This window comes from Streptococcus sp. 5346 (genome assembly GCF_013277455.1).
GTDB lineage: Bacteria > Bacillota > Bacilli > Lactobacillales > Streptococcaceae > Streptococcus.
The window spans coordinates 1,245-20,130 of record NZ_VMMY01000009.1 but is presented as its reverse complement, the minus strand read 5'-3'; the positions used below and the strand labels follow the sequence as shown (position 1 = coordinate 20,130).

Annotated in this window: 13 protein-coding genes; all 13 read right to left on the bottom strand. The window is 40.5% G+C overall.

What is annotated here, in order from left to right:
* Positions 1-645 (bottom strand): phosphoserine phosphatase SerB, encoded by a 645-nt coding sequence (gene serB / locus HT732_RS06025; RefSeq protein ID WP_173254323.1) that lies wholly within the window; start codon positions 643-645, stop codon positions 1-3.
* Between the two features lie 58 nt (positions 646-703).
* Positions 704-2,137: a glycogen synthase GlgA gene (gene glgA / locus HT732_RS06020; protein ID WP_173254322.1), complete on the bottom strand. Its 1,434-nt coding sequence runs from the start codon at positions 2,135-2,137 to the stop codon at positions 704-706.
* Positions 2,134-3,273, bottom strand: a complete 1,140-nt coding sequence (gene glgD / locus HT732_RS06015; protein ID WP_173254321.1) for a glucose-1-phosphate adenylyltransferase subunit GlgD — start codon at positions 3,271-3,273, stop codon at positions 2,134-2,136. Before glgD ends, glgA begins: the two co-directional genes overlap by 4 nt.
* The gene (locus HT732_RS06010; RefSeq protein WP_000787253.1) at positions 3,263-4,405 is read right to left on the bottom strand and encodes a glucose-1-phosphate adenylyltransferase; all 1,143 of its coding nucleotides are present in this window, start codon (positions 4,403-4,405) and stop codon (positions 3,263-3,265) included. The genes glgD and HT732_RS06010 overlap by 11 nt, the downstream gene beginning before the upstream one ends.
* Complete coding sequence (gene glgB / locus HT732_RS06005) at positions 4,395-6,323, bottom strand: 1,4-alpha-glucan branching protein GlgB (RefSeq protein WP_173254320.1); 1,929 nt, start codon at positions 6,321-6,323, stop codon at positions 4,395-4,397. Before glgB ends, HT732_RS06010 begins: the two co-directional genes overlap by 11 nt.
* 322 nt (positions 6,324-6,645) lie before the next feature.
* Positions 6,646-8,925 carry a type I pullulanase gene (pulA, locus tag HT732_RS06000; RefSeq protein ID WP_173254319.1) on the bottom strand — a complete coding sequence of 760 codons (2,280 nt, stop codon included), beginning with the start codon at positions 8,923-8,925 and terminating at the stop codon, positions 6,646-6,648.
* A gap of 115 nt (positions 8,926-9,040) precedes the next feature.
* On the bottom strand, positions 9,041-10,999 hold the full coding sequence (gene ligA / locus HT732_RS05995) for an NAD-dependent DNA ligase LigA (RefSeq protein ID WP_173254318.1): 1,959 nt from the start codon (positions 10,997-10,999) through the stop codon (positions 9,041-9,043).
* Between the two features lie 92 nt (positions 11,000-11,091).
* Positions 11,092-12,270, bottom strand: coding sequence for an MFS transporter (locus HT732_RS05990; protein ID WP_173254317.1), 1,179 nt, complete (start codon positions 12,268-12,270; stop codon positions 11,092-11,094).
* Positions 12,271-12,349: 79 nt separating this feature from the next.
* Positions 12,350-13,213 carry a MutR family transcriptional regulator gene (locus HT732_RS05985; RefSeq protein WP_173254316.1) on the bottom strand — a complete coding sequence of 288 codons (864 nt, stop codon included), beginning with the start codon at positions 13,211-13,213 and terminating at the stop codon, positions 12,350-12,352.
* Positions 13,214-13,215: 2 nt separating this feature from the next.
* Positions 13,216-15,117, bottom strand: a complete 1,902-nt coding sequence (locus HT732_RS05980) for an ABC-F family ATP-binding cassette domain-containing protein (protein ID WP_173254315.1) — start codon at positions 15,115-15,117, stop codon at positions 13,216-13,218.
* Between the two features lie 161 nt (positions 15,118-15,278).
* The gene (locus HT732_RS05975) at positions 15,279-16,250 is read right to left on the bottom strand and encodes an Rpn family recombination-promoting nuclease/putative transposase (protein WP_173254314.1); all 972 of its coding nucleotides are present in this window, start codon (positions 16,248-16,250) and stop codon (positions 15,279-15,281) included.
* Positions 16,251-16,460: 210 nt separating this feature from the next.
* The gene (locus tag HT732_RS05970; protein ID WP_173254313.1) at positions 16,461-17,384 is read right to left on the bottom strand and encodes an Rpn family recombination-promoting nuclease/putative transposase; all 924 of its coding nucleotides are present in this window, start codon (positions 17,382-17,384) and stop codon (positions 16,461-16,463) included.
* A 402-nt stretch (positions 17,385-17,786) separates the two neighbouring features.
* Positions 17,787-18,886, bottom strand: a 1,100-nt coding sequence (locus HT732_RS05965; RefSeq protein ID WP_173254312.1) for an LPXTG cell wall anchor domain-containing protein, incomplete at its 5' end; no start/stop codon positions are given.

Here is an 18,886-nt window from a genome sequence, read left to right as displayed (position 1 = left end):
TCATTCTAAATAGGCAATCAAAGGAAGTACTTCTAAAAAATCTCTCTTGTCAACATGATGTGGTATTTCTTTTCTGAGTACTTCTTTTGCACAAAAGGCGATTCCCAGTCCTGATGACTTCAACATTAATAGGTCATTGGCCCCATCACCGATTGCAACTGTTCTTTCTCTAGGAAGTTTCAGTTTCTCTCTCCATTTTTCCAGAATCTCTTTTTTGACCTCAGGACTGATAATTTGTCCAACTAATTTTCCTGTTAGAAGACCATCTTTGACTTCAAGTTGATTGGCAGAGAAATAGGCAATGCCAAGTGATTTTGCTAATCTCTCAACTATTGGAGTAAATCCACCGGACACTAGACCAACTAGGATTTCATTCTTTTGGAGAATAGAGATAAATTTCTGTGCATTTAGCGATAGATGAATTGAGTTGAAGACGTTATCAAAGACCGAATCAGGAAGACCTTCCAAGAAGGACACTCTTTTTCGTAAACTGCTTTCAAAGTCTATCTCTCCTCGCATTGCCTGACTTGTAATCTGCGCAATTTCCGCCTCACGACCTGCCTCTCTTCCCAACAAATCAATCACTTCTTCTAGGATTAAGGTTCCATCCACATCCAACACACACAAGCCTTTTACTTGAGACATCAGTTCTCCTCTCTAAATAGCCTAAAAATCGTATGAAGGCATCATACGATTTTATCTATTAATTAACTAAACTATGGTACAAGTCAAGGTATGACTTGCAGGCTGTATCCCATGAGAAATCACACTCCATAGCTTGTTTTTGTAGATCTCTCCAAACGTCAGGATGGTTTCTATACAAGTCCAAAGCTGTTTGGAAAGTCCAATTTAACCAATAAGGAGATAGATTGTCAAAGCTAAAACCAGTACCGCTTCCTTCGATTGGATTGAAAGCGCGAACGGTATCTCGCAAGCCACCAACTTCATGGACCAATGGCAAGGTTCCATAACGCATAGCCATCATTTGAGACAAGCCACACGGTTCAAAACGACTTGGCATGAGGAAGAGATCACAAGCAGCGTAGATTTCTTGAGCAAGTTTGACATCAAAAGTGATATTTGCTGATAGCTTGTCTGGGTAAATCTGAGCAAACCATGAGAAAGCTCCTTCAAAGGCTGGATCTCCAGTTCCCAAAAGAACAATCTGAACATCATTTTGCAAGATATGGTGAAGACTTTCTACCACCACATCAAAACCTTTTTGACGTGTCAAACGAGAAACAATTCCCACCAGTGGAACGTCAGCTCTAACTGGCAAGCCAACTCTCTCTTGTAATTTTGCCTTGTTTTGGGCTTTCCCAGACAAATCTTCCTGATTGAAATGATAGTCTAAAAGAGCATCCGTCTGAGGATTATAAAGATCAGCATCAATCCCATTCACGATACCAGATACCTTACCAGACTCCATTCGAAGAATCTGATCCAAGTTACATCCGAACTGACTAGTCATAATTTCATGAGCATAGCTAGGTGAAACGGTTGAAACACGGTCAGCATAAAGAATACCAGCCTTCATCCAGTTCAGACAGTTGTTCCAGCGAAGGGTACCATCAGCATACCGTTCAAAGCCTACTCCAAACAAATCCCATAACATTCCTTCTGAAAATTGTCCTTGAAATTCCAAATTATGAATGGTCAAAACTGTTTTAATGCCCTCATAGGCTTGAATCCAACGGTATTTTTCCTTTAACAAGAAAGGAATCATAGCTGTATGGTAGTCATGAGCATGGAGAAGATCAGGAATAAAGTCAATCTTTTCCATAGCCTCAATGGCAGCCAGTTGGAAGAAAGCAAAGCGTTCCCCATCGTCAAAATCACCGTAAACATGGCCACGGAAGAAATAATATTGGCTGTCAATAAAGTAGAAGGTTACACCGTTTAAGACGGTTTTCTTAATTCCACAGTACTGTCTGCGCCAACCAACACTCACCTCAAAATGAAGAACATCTTCAATCTGATTTCCAAATTTAGCCTCTACCATGTCATAGTAGGGTAAAATCACTGCAACTTCATGTCCCGCTTTTACCAGTGATTTGGGAAGAGCGCCAATGACATCTCCCAAACCACCTGTTTTTGAAAAGGGTGCACCCTCTGCTGCTACAAATAAAATTTTCATGAATGAATATCCTCTGTTACTTTGCTACCTTTCTTAACGACAACTGGATGTTCTGCAGTTCCTCGAATCACAACACCAGGCTCAACTTCAACACCCTTGTCCAAGATAGCATATTCGACCTGAGCTCCTTCTCCAATCACAACACGAGGGAAGAGCAGGCTATCTTTCACCAGGCTATCCTTATGGACATGAATATTACGTGATAGAACAGAATTAGTCACTTGACCTTCAATGATACTACCAGAAGCAAACTGAGAAGTACTTACCTTAGATGTATTAGCGTAGTAAGTGGGTTCTTCGTTCTTAACCTTTGTATAAACCTTTTGATTTGGTGAGAAGAGAGAATAGAATTTCTGTGATTCAAGCATATCTTTATTAGCTTGATAATAAGACTCTACAGAGTGAATATTTGCCAGATAACCTGTGTACTCGTAGGCGAAAGCTCCCTCTTTTGCAGCCAAATCCCGTAAAACATAACGCAACTTCTCTGGATGTTCTTTTTTAGCTTCTTCTTCCAAGCGTTCAATCAACCACGGTGTATCAACGACAAAGATATCTGTAGACATATTGAACGTTTCAGCTGTTGACTTGCTATCAAAGAGTTTATGAGAAAGAACATGGTCTGTTTCATCCACTTCTAAGATTGCATTTACTTCTGAAATATCTTTCTTAGCTAGTTTTTTATAAACTACAGTGATAGGTCCTTTTGTTGTACTATGTAGATGGAAAACTTGGTTCAAATCGATGTTAATTAGAACATCACAGTTGAGGGAAACTGTTTGGTTTGACCCAGAGCGTTTTAAATAAGTAAGAAGCTGTTGGTAGTATTCTTTTCCAACTGTGCTACTCTCAACGCGTGTATTATAAATTCCTAGATAGTAATGGCTAAGAAGAGTTGATAAGCCCCACTCGCGTCCTGAACGAATATGGTCAAAGACTGAGCTGATATTATCCTGCTGGAAAATACCAAAGACGCTACGAACACCTGCATTAGCAAGACTAGAAAGCGGGAAGTCAATCAAACGATATTTCCCACCAAATGGCAAACTTGCTACTGGACGGTGGTCCGTCAATGTCGACATATCATGAAAACCAACTGTATTTCCTAAAATGGCAGAATATTTATCAATCTTCATCTGTTGCTACCCCCACTACTTCATTATATCCTACAACTTGTACTTCATCTGTTCCATCAATTTCGACACCGTCAGAAATAATCGCACCTTCACCAATAATGGCACGTTTAATCTTAGCTCCTTGACCAATGATAGCTCCACTCATGATAACTGAATCAACAACTTCCGCTCCTTCGCGAACTTGCGCGCCTGTTGAAAGGATAGAATGTTTAACAGTTCCATCAACGAAACATCCGTCTACAACTAATGAGTCTTCCACATCAGCATTTGCCCCGAGGAAGTTTGGTGGTGAAATCAAGTTTCTTGAGTAAATCTTCCATTGACGGTTACGACTATCCAAGGCATTCTCTGGAGAAATGTACTCCATGTTCGCTTCCCAAAGAGACTCAATGGTACCAACATCTTTCCAGTAACCGCTAAATTCGTAAGCATAAACACTTTCACCTGACTCAAGGTAATTCGGAATGACATTTTTACCAAAGTCTGACATATCTACATTGCTCTTTTCAGCAGCGACTAACATATTGCGCAGACGTTGCCAATCAAAGATGTAAATACCCATAGAAGCTTTTGTAGATTTAGGTTGAGCTGGTTTTTCTTCAAATTCAACAATACGATTATTAGCATCGGTATTCATGATACCGAAACGGCTAGCTTCTTTAAGAGGAACATCAAGAACTGCTACTGTCAAGCTGGCATTATTATCCTTATGAGATTGGAGCATATCATCATAGTCCATTTTATAGATATGGTCCCCAGACAAAATCAAGACATACTCAGGGTTGACACTGTCGATATAGTCGATATTTTGGTAAATAGCGTGACTAGTCCCCTCAAACCAACGATTTCCTTCACTTGCAGAATAAGGTTGAAGAATAGAGACACCTGAATTAATACCGTCTAAGCCCCAACTTGAACCATTCCCAATATGGTTGTTGAGAGCAAGTGGTTGATACTGTGTAATGACCCCAACATTATGAATCCCTGAGTTGGCACAGTTTGATAGGGCAAAGTCAATGATGCGGTAGCGCCCACCAAATTGCACAGCTGGTTTTGCAATACTTTGAGTGAGTTTACCGAGACGAGTTCCTTGCCCACCAGCAAGAATCAAAGCTAACATTTCATTCTTCATTTTCTACTCCTTTTTGGTTTTTACTTGTGACGGTTTTAGTAGGTTTCAAGCGGCGTTTGATTTTCCATACACTAGCTCCCATAGCCGGTAGGGTAAAGGTTAAGGTCTGCTCATAATCTTTCCATAGTCCTCCTTGCGTTTGAACAGTTTGATTATGTTCTTTCCAAACGCCTCCCCACTCTTCTAGCTCAGTATTCCAGACTTCTTCGTAAATTCCTGCAACGGGTAGTCCGATTGTAAAATCTCTTCGTTCAACAGGTGCCATATTAAAGACGCAGACTAGCATGTCGCCCTTCTTACCCTTACGAATAAAGGAAAGAACACTCTGGTCTCGATTATCCGCATCAATGATTTCAATACTATCATAGCTGGTATCAATTTCCCACAGACAGCGGTTGTCTTTGTAAAACTGGTTTAGCTGAGAAGTGAAATACTTCATCTTAGCATTCATTGGGTCTTCTAGGTTAGACCATTCCAACTGTTCTTCAGATTTCCATTCTAGGAATTGACCATATTCGCTACCCATGAAGAGCAATTTCTTACCAGGGTGACAAATTTGGTAAGTGTAGAGATTGCGCAAGCCTGCGAATTGATTGTAACGATCTCCCCACATCTTATGCATCATACTCTTCTTGCCATGAACCACTTCATCGTGCGAGAATGGCAAGAGATAGTTTTCATTGAAAACATACATAAAGCTAAAAGTCACCAAATTAAAGTCATACTTACGGTAAATTGGGTCTTCTTCGTAGAAACGGAGGATATCATTCATCCAGCCCATGTTCCATTTGTAGTCAAATCCTAGACCACCAAGCTCTTTCATTCCCGTAATCTTGGTTGCAGACGAACTTTCTTCTGCAATCATCATCACATCTGGATATTCTAACTTAATAATGTCATTCAAGCGTTGAAGGAAATAATAACCTTCATAGTTGAGATTTCCCCCATCTTTGTTAGGTGTCCATGGAGCATCATCATAGTCCAAATAGAGCATGTTGCTAACAGCATCCACACGAATACCATCCAAATGATAGACATCGATCCAATGCTTAATACAAGAAATCAAGAAGGACTGGACTTCATTTTTTCCAAGGTCAAAATTGAGAGCGCCCCAACCATAGTTATGAGCCTTATTATGGTCTTGGTACTCAAAAGTCGGTGTCCCATCATAATAGGCTAAGGCATCATCATTGATGGTAAAGTGACCAGGTACCCAGTCTACGATAACCCCAATATTATGGATATGACACTCCTCGACAAAATCTTGAAACTCCTCTGGTCTACCATAAGCATGCTCTAAAGCGAAGTAACCCATAAGCTGATAACCCCAACTCAACCCCAAAGGGTGGGACATCAAGGGCATAAACTCAATATGAGTATAGTTCATTTCAACGAGATAAGGAATGAGTTCATCCTTGAGCTGGGCAAAACTATAAGGACTACCATCAGGATTTCTTTTCCATGATCCAGCGTGAACTTCATAGATATTGACAGGACGTTCAGCAAAGCCCCAACGTTTTCTTCGTGCCAGCCAAAGTCCATCCTTCCATTTCTTCTCAGGAAGCTCTGTTACGATTGCCCCTGTTCCTGGACGAGCCTCATATCTGACAGCAAAAGGGTCAATCTTCATCAGTTGATGACCATTTTGACGTGTGACATGATATTTGTAAATATGCCCTTCTTGAGCCATATTGGTAAAGACTTCCCAGACTCCAAAGTCATTTCTTACCATTGGAATCTGACCCTCAATCCAGTTGGTAAAATCACCAACCAAGTGAACAGCCTGAGCATTAGGTGCCCAAACACGGAAAGTATAGCCATACTCTCCATTTAGCTCTTCCCTATGTGCTCCTAGATAATGCTGAAGGTGAAAATTTTCACCTGTCATAAAGGTGCGCAAAGCTTCTCTTTTATCCATAATACCTCCTCTTTCCTGTAAGCGTTTTCTATGTTTTTATTATACTACCTTTTTAGAGAAGATTCAAGTGAATTACTATATTTAGTAAAAATTCTTTTGAAAATCTTCAACAAATTCACTGATGTGTCCGCTTGTAAATCAATGTTTTTTCAAAAAAATATGAAAACGCCTTTCTTTTCTCTACTATAATACCAAAAAGTTCGTATTTTTGCTACCAATATTATTTTTTTATAGCAAAAAATAAAACCAGGAAAACAATTTCCTGATTTTATTGTTATTAAGAGATACAGTACTGCAAATGAATTTAAATTATAAATCTATTTTATAAGACTTTAAAGACACTAGCGCTAACGCCACCAACCATGTCTTTATCAGCTAAATGGCTATTGGTCACCAATAGTTCTAGATTTCCAGCATTTTCAAACTGGAAGTCTTGCCCTTTAGCATTAAATACAACCAGTAAATGTTCTTCTCCTTGAATCTCATAGACAATCAAACCGCTATGTTCAATCGCAGAATGCACAAAGACATGATGGTAAATTTCATCATAGCTAGAGTAAGAAAAGGCACCAGTTTTTGTCTTCAATCGGATGACTTGACGAATAAATTCAATACTGTCTTGACGCTCATTGATCAAATCCCAGTTGACTTGATTCACACTATCAGGAGCATTATAGCTATTCATCGCACGCTCTCTATCATCATGTGTCAACTTACCATTCTCACCAGTCGCAACCAGTTTGGTACGACCAAATTCTTGACCGATTTCCATAAAGGACATCCCCTGCATGAGCAGATTCATAGCTGTGGCTGTCTCAACCTTGCGCATGATTTGCTCTGAACTTTGGTCTGGATGAAGGGTTGCCAATAAATCGTGAAGATTGTAATTGTCATGGGCTTCCACATAGTTAAGCACCTGATTTGGATGTGTATAGGTTCCTAATTCACGACTGCCTAGGATTGCTTTGGCTAGAATTGGCTCTGTCGCAGCACCACTGACAAAACCTGATTTAATTGCACCGTAAACTTCTCCACCTTTGACAGCATCACGCTGATTGTCATTAAAGAAACCAATATTTGGCATTTCGTAGGCGTTGTCTTTCTTAGCCTTATCATAAGGGGCAAGACCTGTTCCCATATCCCATCCTTCTCCATAGAGGATAATGTTAGGGTCGATTTCATCCAAACTCTGACGAATCATCTGCATGGTCTTGACATCATGAATCCCCATCAAGTCAAAACGGAAGCCGTCAATATTGTATTCCTGCACCCAGTATAGAAGAGAATCAATCATATACTTACGGAACATTTCGTGTTCACTGGCTGTTTCATTTCCAACACCCGTTCCATTCTGGAAGGTACCGTCTGGATTCATACGATAATAATAGTCAGGGACAGTTGTTTGGAAAGGTGCATCAACAACTGAAAAGGTATGGTTATAGACCACATCCATAATGACACCAATACCCGCATCGTGATAAGCTTGAACCATGGTCTTCAAATCGCGAATGACCTGAGCTGGATCATCTGGATTAGTTGAAAAACTAGTTTCTGGCGCGTTATAGTTTTGTGGGTCATAACCCCAGTTGTAGGTTACATTTCCATCCTCATCGTATTCTTTATGACGGTCTGCAATTGGTTGCAACTGAACATAATTGTAGCCCAACTTCTTGATGTGATCAAAAGCAGTTGACTGACCGTACTGGTTAACCGTTCCAGTCTGAGCAGCACCTAAGAACGTTCCTCGAAGATGTTCATCCACACCTGAGGTCGGTGATTGGGTCAAATCACGAATATGCATTTCACAAATAACTGCCTTACATGGATTTTCCAAACGCCAAGCAGCATCAGAACCATGCTTGACCTCGAAGTTTTCGACTTGTTTTTCTGCATGGCTCAGAATAGCAGAACGTTTGCCATCAGGGCTGGTCGCAATGGTGTAAGGATCACGTGTCAGTGTTTGGTGATGAGGGAATTGGACTTGATACTGATAAGCCTTACCAGTCAAATCTTCCTCAACATCCAAACTCCAGACACCAATAGTATTGTCCTTATGGTTATAAGAGTAGCGATTGCCTCTCTCCATATCAAAAGTCTTCCAAACAGGTGCATCATTAGTAGCTGATTCATAAACGACAACCTGCACTGCTGTCGCTGTTGGTGACCAAAGAGCAAAATGAGCCTGATTGTCCTCTACACGGCAACCCAATTCACCTTGGTAGCCCCAGTGGTGGTCGAAACTAGCGCTATTGATAGCCTTGTCAAAGGCAAAAGGATTTTGATTTTTATAGAAAGGACTGGCAATAGCAGGATTTTCAGAATAATAAATTCTATCATCCCCTTCCAAAATCCAGACCTCTGTTAATAGGGGATAGTGATTAAAACGGATAGCATATTCTTTACTGGTTTGGCCGGTATGAACCACAAAATTCAAGCTTTCTAAGGGATGAACGCTTGGGTGTTCAAAACTAAATAAAGCACCAAAATAATCTTCTTGGTAAGTTAGTAAATCAATTCGCTGGTCATGGCTTTTTACAAAAGAGCAAGTGTCATATTCACCATTCTTGCGATGGTAATGAATGCGCATAGGGTAGGTATACATTTTTATTTTTCCTTTTTATTTTAATTTATTTCTGTTTCACTAATAAATTCTTGACCAATCTCGTCTCGATTAACAGACATAGTCAAATTATCTAAACTCTGGTTTTAAACGAACATTACAAACTTTCTAGCCATGCCTCGTCTCGAACCTCGATACCAAGTTCTTGTGCCTTTTGAAGTTTACTTCCAGCGTCTGCACCTGCAACAACAAGGTCTGTCTTTTTAGAAACACTGCCTGTTACCTTAGCACCTAGACTTTCGAGTTTACTTTTAGCTTCTGAGCGCTTGAGCCGTTCCAATTTTCCTGTCAATACCACGGTCAAACCTGACAAGGCTGCATCCGCTACTACCGTCTGACCTTTATAGTTCAGATTGACCCCAGCTTCTTTCAATTCTCTTAGGAGAATTTCAGAGCCTTCTGTCGCAAAATATGTCTGAAGACTCTTGGCGATCACGCCACCCAGACTTTCAATACTAGCCACTTCCTCTGGATCTGCCTGAGCCAGATTTTCAATCGAGTGGAAATGTTGAAGTAACAGCTGACTAGCCTTGTTTCCGACATGGCGAATTCCCAAACCAAACAAGAGTTTTTCAGCAGAATTTTCCTTAGATTCTTGAATGGCCTGATACAGTTTAGAAGCAGACTTTTCCTTAACCCCCTCTAAAAGTAGGAAATCCTCTTCTTGCAAACGGTAAATATCCGCCACATCCTTAACCAAATTGGCTGCAAAAAGCTTCTCAACAATAGATGGCCCAAGGCCTGTAATATTCATGGCATCCCGAGAGGCAAAGTGGATCAAACCTTCCATGATTTGGGCAGGACAACGCGGATTGATACAACGGAGAGCCACTTCATCTTCAAAGTGCAACAAATCAGAGTCACAACTTGGACAGTTTGTAGGGATATCTAGTTTTTCTTCAGAAATCCGTTTGGACTCTACTACACGCAAGACGGCAGGGATGATGTCCCCAGCCTTATAGACGATAACCGTGTCGTCTTTACGGATATCTTTTTCAGAAATATAATCCACATTGTGCAGAGTTGCACGGCTAACAGTTGTACCAGCTAGTTGTACTGGTGTTAGATTCGCAGTTGGGGTTACAACACCCGTACGGCCAACTGTCCAGTCAACTGACAGGAGTTGAGCTTCTTTTTCCTCAGCAGGGAACTTGTAAGCTACTGCCCACTTAGGCGCTTTAACTGTAAAACCGAGTTCTTCTTGACCTGCTAGGTCATTGACCTTAATCACCACCCCATCGATATCATAAGACAGATTGTCCCGTTCCTGTCCTACTTCTTGGATAAAATCCCAGATTTCATCTATGTTTTCAGCCAAGATTCGCTTAGGATTGACCACAAAACCAAGTTGTTCTAGGTGCTTCAAAACCTTTTCTTGGCTGTCACGAGTTGAAGGGCTGGCTTCTTGATAGAGAAACGTAGCAAGATTGCGCTTGGCTACTACTGCTGTATCCAACTGTCGCAGGGTGCCTGCTGCCGCATTACGAGGATTGGCAAATTCAGGCTCTCCATTTTCTTGGCGAGCTTGGTTGACCTGGTCAAAAGAAGCGCGTGGCATATAACATTCCCCACGAACGGTGATATCTAGTTCTTCTGGCAAGGTCAAAGGAATATCCTTAACACGCTTGAGATTTTCTGTGATATTCTCCCCAACAGAACCATCTCCACGTGTTGCCCCAGCAAGCAAAATCCCCTTTTCATACGTCAGCGAGATAGACAAGCCATCGATTTTCAGCTCACAAATATAGGTCGGATGAGCCACTTCCTTACGAACACGCGCATCAAATGCTTCAAGATCCTCACGTGAAAAAGCATCCTGCAAACTATAAAGAGGATACTGATGACTGTATTTTTCAAAACCATCTAAAACCTTGCCACCAACACGATGGGTCGGACTGTCTGCTAATACTTGATCTGGATAGGCAGCCTCCAACTCAACCAACTCACGGTAAAGGCGGTCATACTCACTATCTGAAACCGACGGATTGTCGCTAGTATAGTACTCAGTCGCATAGCGATTGAGCAAGGCGACTAACTCATTCATTCTTTTATTCATAAGACCATTTTACCATAAACTAAGCCCTCCTCACAAACGAGAAGGGCGGAAAAAATACTTAGATTGGAATTATTTTTAAAACTCAAACAGACTTATGTCTCTTTTTCAAAATGAATCCGAACATAGCCTAGAGCTAAGAAAGATAAGGCGACAACTCCAAGTCCAATAATTAAGAAAGAATAAAGATGAACACTTGGAAGCCAGGTCATTAAACCTGTTGCTAGGGGCATAAATAGTATAGCTAAGGTATAAATCGAACTGAGAACTCTTCCCAGATATTCACCTTCAACCTTGGTTTGTACTTGAGTAAAAAAGTGAATATTGAAAATCGTCATAAAGAGTTCACAAACGAAATTACCTGAAAAAGTAAGATAGGAGGGGAGGGTAAATCCCATTATCATCACCCCAAGTCCAGTCAGAGCCAACAAAAACAGAAGCATTTCCATACTGGCTTTAATCTTACTAGCTAACAGCGCCCCAACAATAGAACCGATAGCCCCCATAGTTAAAATAGTGGCATAGGCACCTTGAACTCCATAAAGCTGATTCGAAAAGGGGAGGAGAAATTCAAAAGCTGCAAAGAAAAAATTGACACTTGAAGCCATGACTAACAAAAAGAAGATTTCCTTTTGCTTCACAATATAGTGAACTCCCTCCTTGATATCAGCACAAATAACTTTGAATGTAAGTTTCTTCTCACCCGTAGTCTTCTCTTCTTTCTTTGGAAGCAAGGCTACCAAACCAAAAGCGAGAAAAAAACTAAGGGCATCTAATACCAAGGTAATGCGAAGACTTGCGAATTGTAAAACCAGAAAAGAGAGTACAGGAGAACTCACACTGACAACCTGCATCACCAATTCCAAACGAGAATTGTAGAGGACCAGTTCATCCTTCTCTACCAATTCTGTGATAATGGCCTTATTTGCTGGTCTAGAAAAGGCAAAGGCAATCGCCTGCACAATATTAGCCCCAATCAAAGCTCCAATCATCCAGCTGTCATTCCTTATGAAAGAAATAGCCAGACAAAGAATCCCACAAACAAGGTCTGTCACCATTAAAATCTTACGACGAGAAAAACGGTCTGAAATGACTCCTCCAAAAGGATTTACGAGAATAGATGTGACGAGTTCAGAAATCTGATACATTCCTAAAACAGTCTGTCCAATAGTCCCCATGGAAGCCAACCAGACACTATTTCCATAATCATAGAGCATATTCCCTATCTTGTTAACAGCTCCACGGCTAATCAACTGTACTGCGTATCGATTCATATAAAAACTCCTCTCAAATTTTGAAACTATTGTATCAAAACCGAAAGGAGCTTTTTTCTTTTTCCCTTATTTGGGAAAATTAATTTTTGATAAATTTTTCGTAGTGTTCCTGATAGTAGGCTACTTGCTCTGGGAGACCTAGCACGTCAAAAATATGCATGGCCTCTTGCATCTGGCTACAACCTTCTTTACACTTTCCTTTTTGATATAAGGCAAAACCTTTTAAATAATGGAAAACATTACGCTCATAAAGCTTAATACCTTTACCAATAATCTTCTCTGTATAAGTCTCAAAATAGCTTGCATTGTCAAAAGAAAGATGCTCTAAACAATGCTGGTAACAATTGAGGGCCAAAATCAACACCAATCTCTTATGGCGACCAATCTCTTGGTAAAATTCTTCCCTCTCCATAACTTCTCTACCAATCCGAGTGACATAGTCCACATCGTAGAAACTATAGAGGTTCCCGAAAAGAATCAATTCATACATGGTCCATTCTTCTGTTTTGAAGAGATAATCTGCTACCTTATCCACATCATCCTGCTCCATATGATAACTCGAATCTCTTTGACAAATCAGACCTTGTAACAAAATCCAGTTCAGCTCAAAATAAAGGGGATTTGTCGAACTCTTAGCCTTTTCAAGTTGTTCTCTTTGAAGCTTTTGAAAACCTGCAATATCATTTGAATAGTAAAGCGGGATAATCTGTGCCATCATAGCAACATGTTCATGATTGTGAAAATTCCTAGCCTTGTCCATGAAATTTTCAATGGTCACATGAATATTATCCAAAATCTCAAAGAAACGTGAAACTGCTAGATCAGACTCCCCAAGCTCAAAGCGAGATAACTGAGAGGTTGAACAGGATTCCCCTGCCGCCTCCTTTAAAGAATAATTTCCACTTGTCCGAAATTCACGAAATACTTTTCCAAGATGTTCCATCTTTACACCTGCTCTGATAATTCTTCCCACTCAAGCATAGCTTCTTCCTGACGATGGCTGATTTTGTCCAGCTCAACCTGCAATTCCATGAGTTTACCTGCATCGTTGGTTTCCAACATTTGTTCAGAAATGGCTTGGCTTTGACTTTCTAACTCTTCAATTTCAGCTTCTAGACTTTCGATTTGTCGCATGAGCTTGCGAACTTCTTTTTGACTTTCTTTCTGAGCTTGATAGTCATTAACTGGGCTTGCTTCTTTTGCTTGATTGCTGGTTGAAGCTTCCTCAGTTTGAATCATTTCTACTTCTGATTTCTTCTCAACATAGTAATCGTAATCTCCAAGATAGAGAGTTGATCCATTCTCAGACAATTCCAGTACATGAGTTGCTACACGATTGATAAAGTAACGGTCATGGCTGACAAAGAGCAAGGTCCCGTCAAAGTCAATCAAGGCATTTTCCAACACTTCCTTGCTATCAATATCCAAGTGGTTGGTCGGCTCATCCAGAATCAAAAAGTTGTTGTTTTCCATAGACAATTTAGCTAAAAGCAAACGAGCTTTTTCGCCACCAGATAGCATACCAACTGATTTTTTAACATCATCTCCTGAGAAAAGGAAGGCACCTAGACGGTTACGAATTTCAACTTCCGGTGTCAATTTGAAATCATTCCAAAGTTCATCCAGTACAGTATTACTTGGTGTCAGCTTGCTTTGAGTCTGATCATAGTAACCAACCTCAACATTAGCGCCAAAGCGTTTTTCACCCTTGATAAACGGAATCTGATCCACGATAGATTTGATAAAGGTTGACTTGCCAATACCATTGGGACCAACGATGGCAACAGCATTCATCTTACGAAGGTCTAGGTTAATCGGTTGTGACAGGACTTCCCCATCATAGCCAATAGCTGCATTTTCAACAGTTAATACAACATTACCAGACGTTTTTTCAGACTGGAAGGTCATATTAGCTGATTTCTTGCCAGCTTCCGGCTTGTCCAAACGCTCCATTTTTTCCAGTTGTTTTCGGCGAGATTGGGCGCGTTTGGTCGTTGAAGCACGGACTAGATTGCGATTGACAAAGTCTTCCAGAGCAGCGATCTCCTTCTGCTGCTTTTCATAGTTTTTTGCCTCAGTAGCTAGTTTTTGCTCCTTCAACTCAACAAAACGAGAGTAATTGCCCACATAGCGATCCAAGGAATGCTTAGTCAAATCTAGCGTAATTGTCGCAACCTTGTCCAAGAAATAACGGTCGTGGCTGACAATAATGAGGGCACCGCTATAGTTTACCAAGTAATTCTCTAGCCAGGCAATAGTTTCAATATCCAAGTGGTTGGTTGGCTCGTCCAAGACCAAGAGATTTGGCTTTTCAAGGAGCATTTTAGCAAGTGCCAAACGAGTATTTTGACCACCTGAAAGTTCAGATATTTTCATCTGCCACATAGACTCGTCAAACTTGAATCCATTCAAAATCGCTCGAATATCAGCTTCATAGGTAAAGCCACCTGCTTGGCGAAAATTCTCAGATAAGCGGTCGTAATCTGACATCAGCTTATTCAAGTCCTCACCAGACTTTTCTCCCATCTCTAGCTCCATCTGACGAAGTTGTTTCTCAGTCCGACGCAAGTCATCAAAGACATGAAGCATCTCATCGTAGATGGTATTTTCAGACTCAAAACGCCTATCTTGGGCTAGGTAAGATAGAGAAATATCTTTTTTCTTATTGATTTCTCCACTAGTTGGCTCCTCTTCTCCAACCAAAATCTTCAAAAGAGTAGACTTACCTGCACCATTTTTCCCAACAAGAGCAATCCGATCTCGTTCATCAACTTGCAGGTTAATATTATCAAAAAGAACTTCTCCTGCAAAAGAACGTTCAATTTTATTAGCTTGTAAAATAATCATACAAGTAGTATAGCATGTTTCCCTAAGGCATTCAAGATAATCGTAAGTCTTAACCCAAATATCCTAGAAAAACCGGCTCTGCTTATGCTTGGTATTCAAAAATATTTGGATTAGAAACTCTATTTATTTTGCAAGATAGCTGATAAAACATTTTTACTCGTTTACAATAGCGCCTCAAACTCAGATACTGACATACCCAACTGCTGACTGGCAACCTCAGAAGTCAGCAGACCTTGGCTGACCATATCTAGGAAAGCAAAGAGTTTTCCACGTTCAAGGCCTTGTTCAACTCCCTCCGCTCGTCCTCGTTCAAGACCCTCAGCTCTACCTTGTTCAAGACCCTCTGCACGCCCACGTTCAAGACCACGTTCTAAGCCCTTTTCTTCAGCTTGTTCCAAGGCATAGTCCTGTGCTAACAAAGCTTGTTCTTCGCGCATACGTAATTGACTAAACATTTTCCTGTCCTCCTCGGACCAGCTTTTATAGTCTAGCAGTTGGTCTGCTTGGCTGATGGCTCGCTCGGGTTCTTGGGTAAAGGGCTTGTTGCCGAAAAACTCCAACCATGGCTTGCGAACCTCATCTTTGCTGGTTTCTCTATATTTTTTTAATTCCAAGAATGCCATCTTGACAAGATGATTTTCCTGACCATTGTTGATAATTGTTAAGACCTCACCTGTCGTATCCTCTCGCATACTAAAGCTATGAAAAGCTAAGTCGTCTGAAAAGTAATTGCTGTCCACGATTGCGATAGCGTATACTGGTGCGATATGCTTGTAACTCTTGTGTGTATCACCTTCTCGCTGGCGAATTTTTTCGAGATTTTGATTGACCTGACTACATAGATAAGCCCACAAACGATTAATGAAAAAATTCTGATGATGAACTTGAATCTCAATAATTACTTGCGTTCCATTATCCAACTCCGCCAAGACATCTATGCTAGTGTAGAAATCCTGCGCTGAATAGGGCATGGAAGGCAAGACATGAATATTGCTCCCCTCCAAAATGGTCACATTTTTTGCTGGTAAATCCAGCATATCGCGAATAAATTGACAAGTGATTTCTGGATTGCTAAAGATTTTTTTAGCAACCAAGTCATTGGTTGGGCTGATGCCCGGATGTCTTAGAATCATCCTTTTCCTCCTTTTATTATACCACAGTTTTAAATCTAGGTTTACTAGATTCTATGCTTCTATCTATTTATTCGGAAAAGAGAGTGAAAAGTTCAAACTTTCCTGAAAATAACAATATCTTAGATAAAAAAAGATAGCCAAACTTTTTACATCAAGAAATTTAGCTATCCTTTTTAGTTGTTTTTGTATCGTGTAATATTTACAGATTTCTCACTTATGTTCTTTCAATAGTGCCTCAAACTCAGAGACAGTCATACCCAACTGCTGACTAGCTACCTCAGATGGCAGCAGACCTTGGCGAACGAGATTTACTAGACCTACTTTTAATCCCTCTTCAATGCCTTCCGCTCGTCCTCGTTCCAACCCTTGTTCAATACCTTCTGCTCTAGCTGTTTCCAAGGCATAATCATGTGCTAACAAGGCTTGTTCTTCACGCATACGTAATTGACTAAACATTTTCCTGTCCTCCTCGGACCAGCTTTTATAGTCCAGCAGTTGATCTGCCTGGCTGATGGCTCGCTCAGGTTGTTGAGTAAAGGGCTTGTTGCCAAAAAACTCTAACCAGGGCTTGCGAACGCTATCCTTGCTGGTTTCTCTGTATTTTTTTAGTTCTAAGAACGCCATCTTGACCAGATGATTTTCCTGACCATTGTTGATAATGGTTAAAACATCACCTGTCGTGTCCTCGCGCATGCTAAAACTGTGGAAAGCTAGATCATCTTGGAAATAATTACTATCCACAATAGCTATTGCGTAAACAGGTGCGATATGCTTGTAACTCTGGTGGGTATCACCTTCTCGCTGGCGAATTTTTTCTAGGTTTTGATTGACCTGACTGCACAGATAAGCCCACAAACGATTAATGAAAAAATTCTGATGATGAACTTGGATTTCAATAATTACTTGCGTACCATTGTCCAACTCTGCCAAGACATCTATGCTAGTATAGAAATCCTGGGCCGAGTAGGGCAGGGAAGGCAAGACATGAATATTGCTCCCCTCCAAAATGGTTACATTTTTGGCTGGCAAGTCCAGCATATCGCGAATAAATTGACAAGTAATTTCCGGATTGCTAAAGATTTTCTTAGCAACCAAGTCATTAGTTGGGCTGATGCCCGGATGACGTACAGTCATATTTGCTCTCCTTTCATTATAGCACATTTTTTAATCTAATTTACTAGATTTGATGCTTCTATCTATTTATTCGGAAAAAGAGTAGAAAAAATAAAAGAAATCTCAAACTTTATAGCAAAATGAAATAAACTATGAACAAATAGGATAGTAAAGTCGAATCAATTTCTAGCAATGTTTTATAAGTTATAATGCTCTATTCTGAATTTAAGATAACATATAATTTAAAGAGACTGGGCCAAAACTCAACTTCTGGAGAAAATGAAGTAAATCTTCCCACAATAAAACGCATAGTCTCAAGTTTTTCAATACCTGATACTATGCGTTTTTCTGATTTGAGAGGCTTTTTTCTCAACCTCTTCTTAATCTTAGCTTTTCTCAACCTGCTACAGTTGATAAAGAGCTTTATTTCTCATCTTCTTTTTTCTTGAAGAATCCTAGTCCTAGACCAGCTAACAGAGTCATGATACCAGCGCTAGCCAAGCTAGCATTAGCTTCTGTACCTGTGTTTGGCAATTCTGCTTTATCAGATGTTTTCGTAGATGTTACACTATCTACTGTCTTTTCTGATGTAGCTGTAGCCACTGCTTCACCTTTTTGTTCTGAAACTTTAGATGGTGCTGGGCTTGGAGTTTGGTCTTTTGGAGCAGGAGTTTGAGCTTGCTTGGTTCTAAACACATGAACTGTCAAGTTATCTCCCTCACGGTGACTCTCAACAAATTCATAGCCTGGAACTTCACCTGCTTCTTCCTTATCAACTGATGGAACCTTCAAGTCTTTTCCGTTTTCATCGCGCCATACTGTACGAACCGCTGGAGTTTCAGCTTTGTTTGGTTTTTCTGGCGTTGAAGTTGATGGCGAACTTGATGGAGTCATTGGATGACTAGTTGGGCTTTCTGGTAAAATTGGAGTTCCATTCGCTACTTTCTCAAATGTATGCGTCAAAATACCTTCTTCTAAGCGACTAGATAGCCACTTGTAGCCTGCAATTTCGCCAGCCTGTACTTTTTTGCCAACTACTTTTTCCTTAATCTCCTTACCTGCTGTATCTACCCATAGCGTTACTGGATGCTCTGGGTTTGCTGCTTCGATTGATAAAGCAGCGTATACAAACGGAGTATAAACACTCGTTTTATGCTTGGCTTGAGCTTGGACTTTTTGTTTATTGACAACTGATTCTCGTGGAATGGTTACAGTACCTGTTTTCTTGTCTAATGTAACATTTTCAGGTTGTTTGTCTAAAGTCCATTCACCAGTAGGTTGCTTGGTAAGAGTTAGAACTTCATTACCAGAGCCATTACTCTTAGGATAGATAATTTTGACTGTATCTGCATCTTTTTTAGGAGCTTTTACTTCGAAACTTGCTTTATTTGGTTCTTCCACAATAGCGATAGTCGGCGGAGCTACCTTAAGATCTGGTTGGTCTTCACCTTCAGACGGTTGGACTGGTTGAGCTGGTGTTTCCGCAGGATTTGTTGGTTGTTCAGGTTGTGGAGTCTCCGGTG

Excerpts from the sequence above, each read along its gene's own strand:
- serB (WP_173254323.1), bottom strand. The coding sequence starts at position 645 with ATGTCTCAAGTAAAAGGCTTGTGTGTGTTGGATGTGGATGGAACCTTA.
- HT732_RS05985 (WP_173254316.1), bottom strand. The coding sequence starts at position 13,213 with ATGGAACATCTTGGAAAAGTATTTCGTGAATTTCGGACAAGTGGAAAT.
- pulA (WP_173254319.1), bottom strand. The coding sequence starts at position 8,925 with ATGTATACCTACCCTATGCGCATTCATTACCATCGCAAGAATGGTGAA.
- glgB (WP_173254320.1), bottom strand. The coding sequence starts at position 6,323 with ATGGATAAAAGAGAAGCTTTGCGCACCTTTATGACAGGTGAAAATTTT.
- HT732_RS05990 (WP_173254317.1), bottom strand. The coding sequence starts at position 12,270 with ATGAATCGATACGCAGTACAGTTGATTAGCCGTGGAGCTGTTAACAAG.
- HT732_RS05970 (WP_173254313.1), bottom strand. The coding sequence starts at position 17,384 with ATGACTGTACGTCATCCGGGCATCAGCCCAACTAATGACTTGGTTGCT.
- HT732_RS05980 (WP_173254315.1), bottom strand. The coding sequence starts at position 15,117 with ATGATTATTTTACAAGCTAATAAAATTGAACGTTCTTTTGCAGGAGAA.
- ligA (WP_173254318.1), bottom strand. The coding sequence starts at position 10,999 with ATGAATAAAAGAATGAATGAGTTAGTCGCCTTGCTCAATCGCTATGCG.
- HT732_RS06010 (WP_000787253.1), bottom strand. The coding sequence starts at position 4,405 with ATGAAGAATGAAATGTTAGCTTTGATTCTTGCTGGTGGGCAAGGAACT.
- HT732_RS05975 (WP_173254314.1), bottom strand. The coding sequence starts at position 16,250 with ATGATTCTAAGACATCCGGGCATCAGCCCAACCAATGACTTGGTTGCT.
- glgD (WP_173254321.1), bottom strand. The coding sequence starts at position 3,273 with ATGAAGATTGATAAATATTCTGCCATTTTAGGAAATACAGTTGGTTTT.
- glgA (WP_173254322.1), bottom strand. The coding sequence starts at position 2,137 with ATGAAAATTTTATTTGTAGCAGCAGAGGGTGCACCCTTTTCAAAAACA.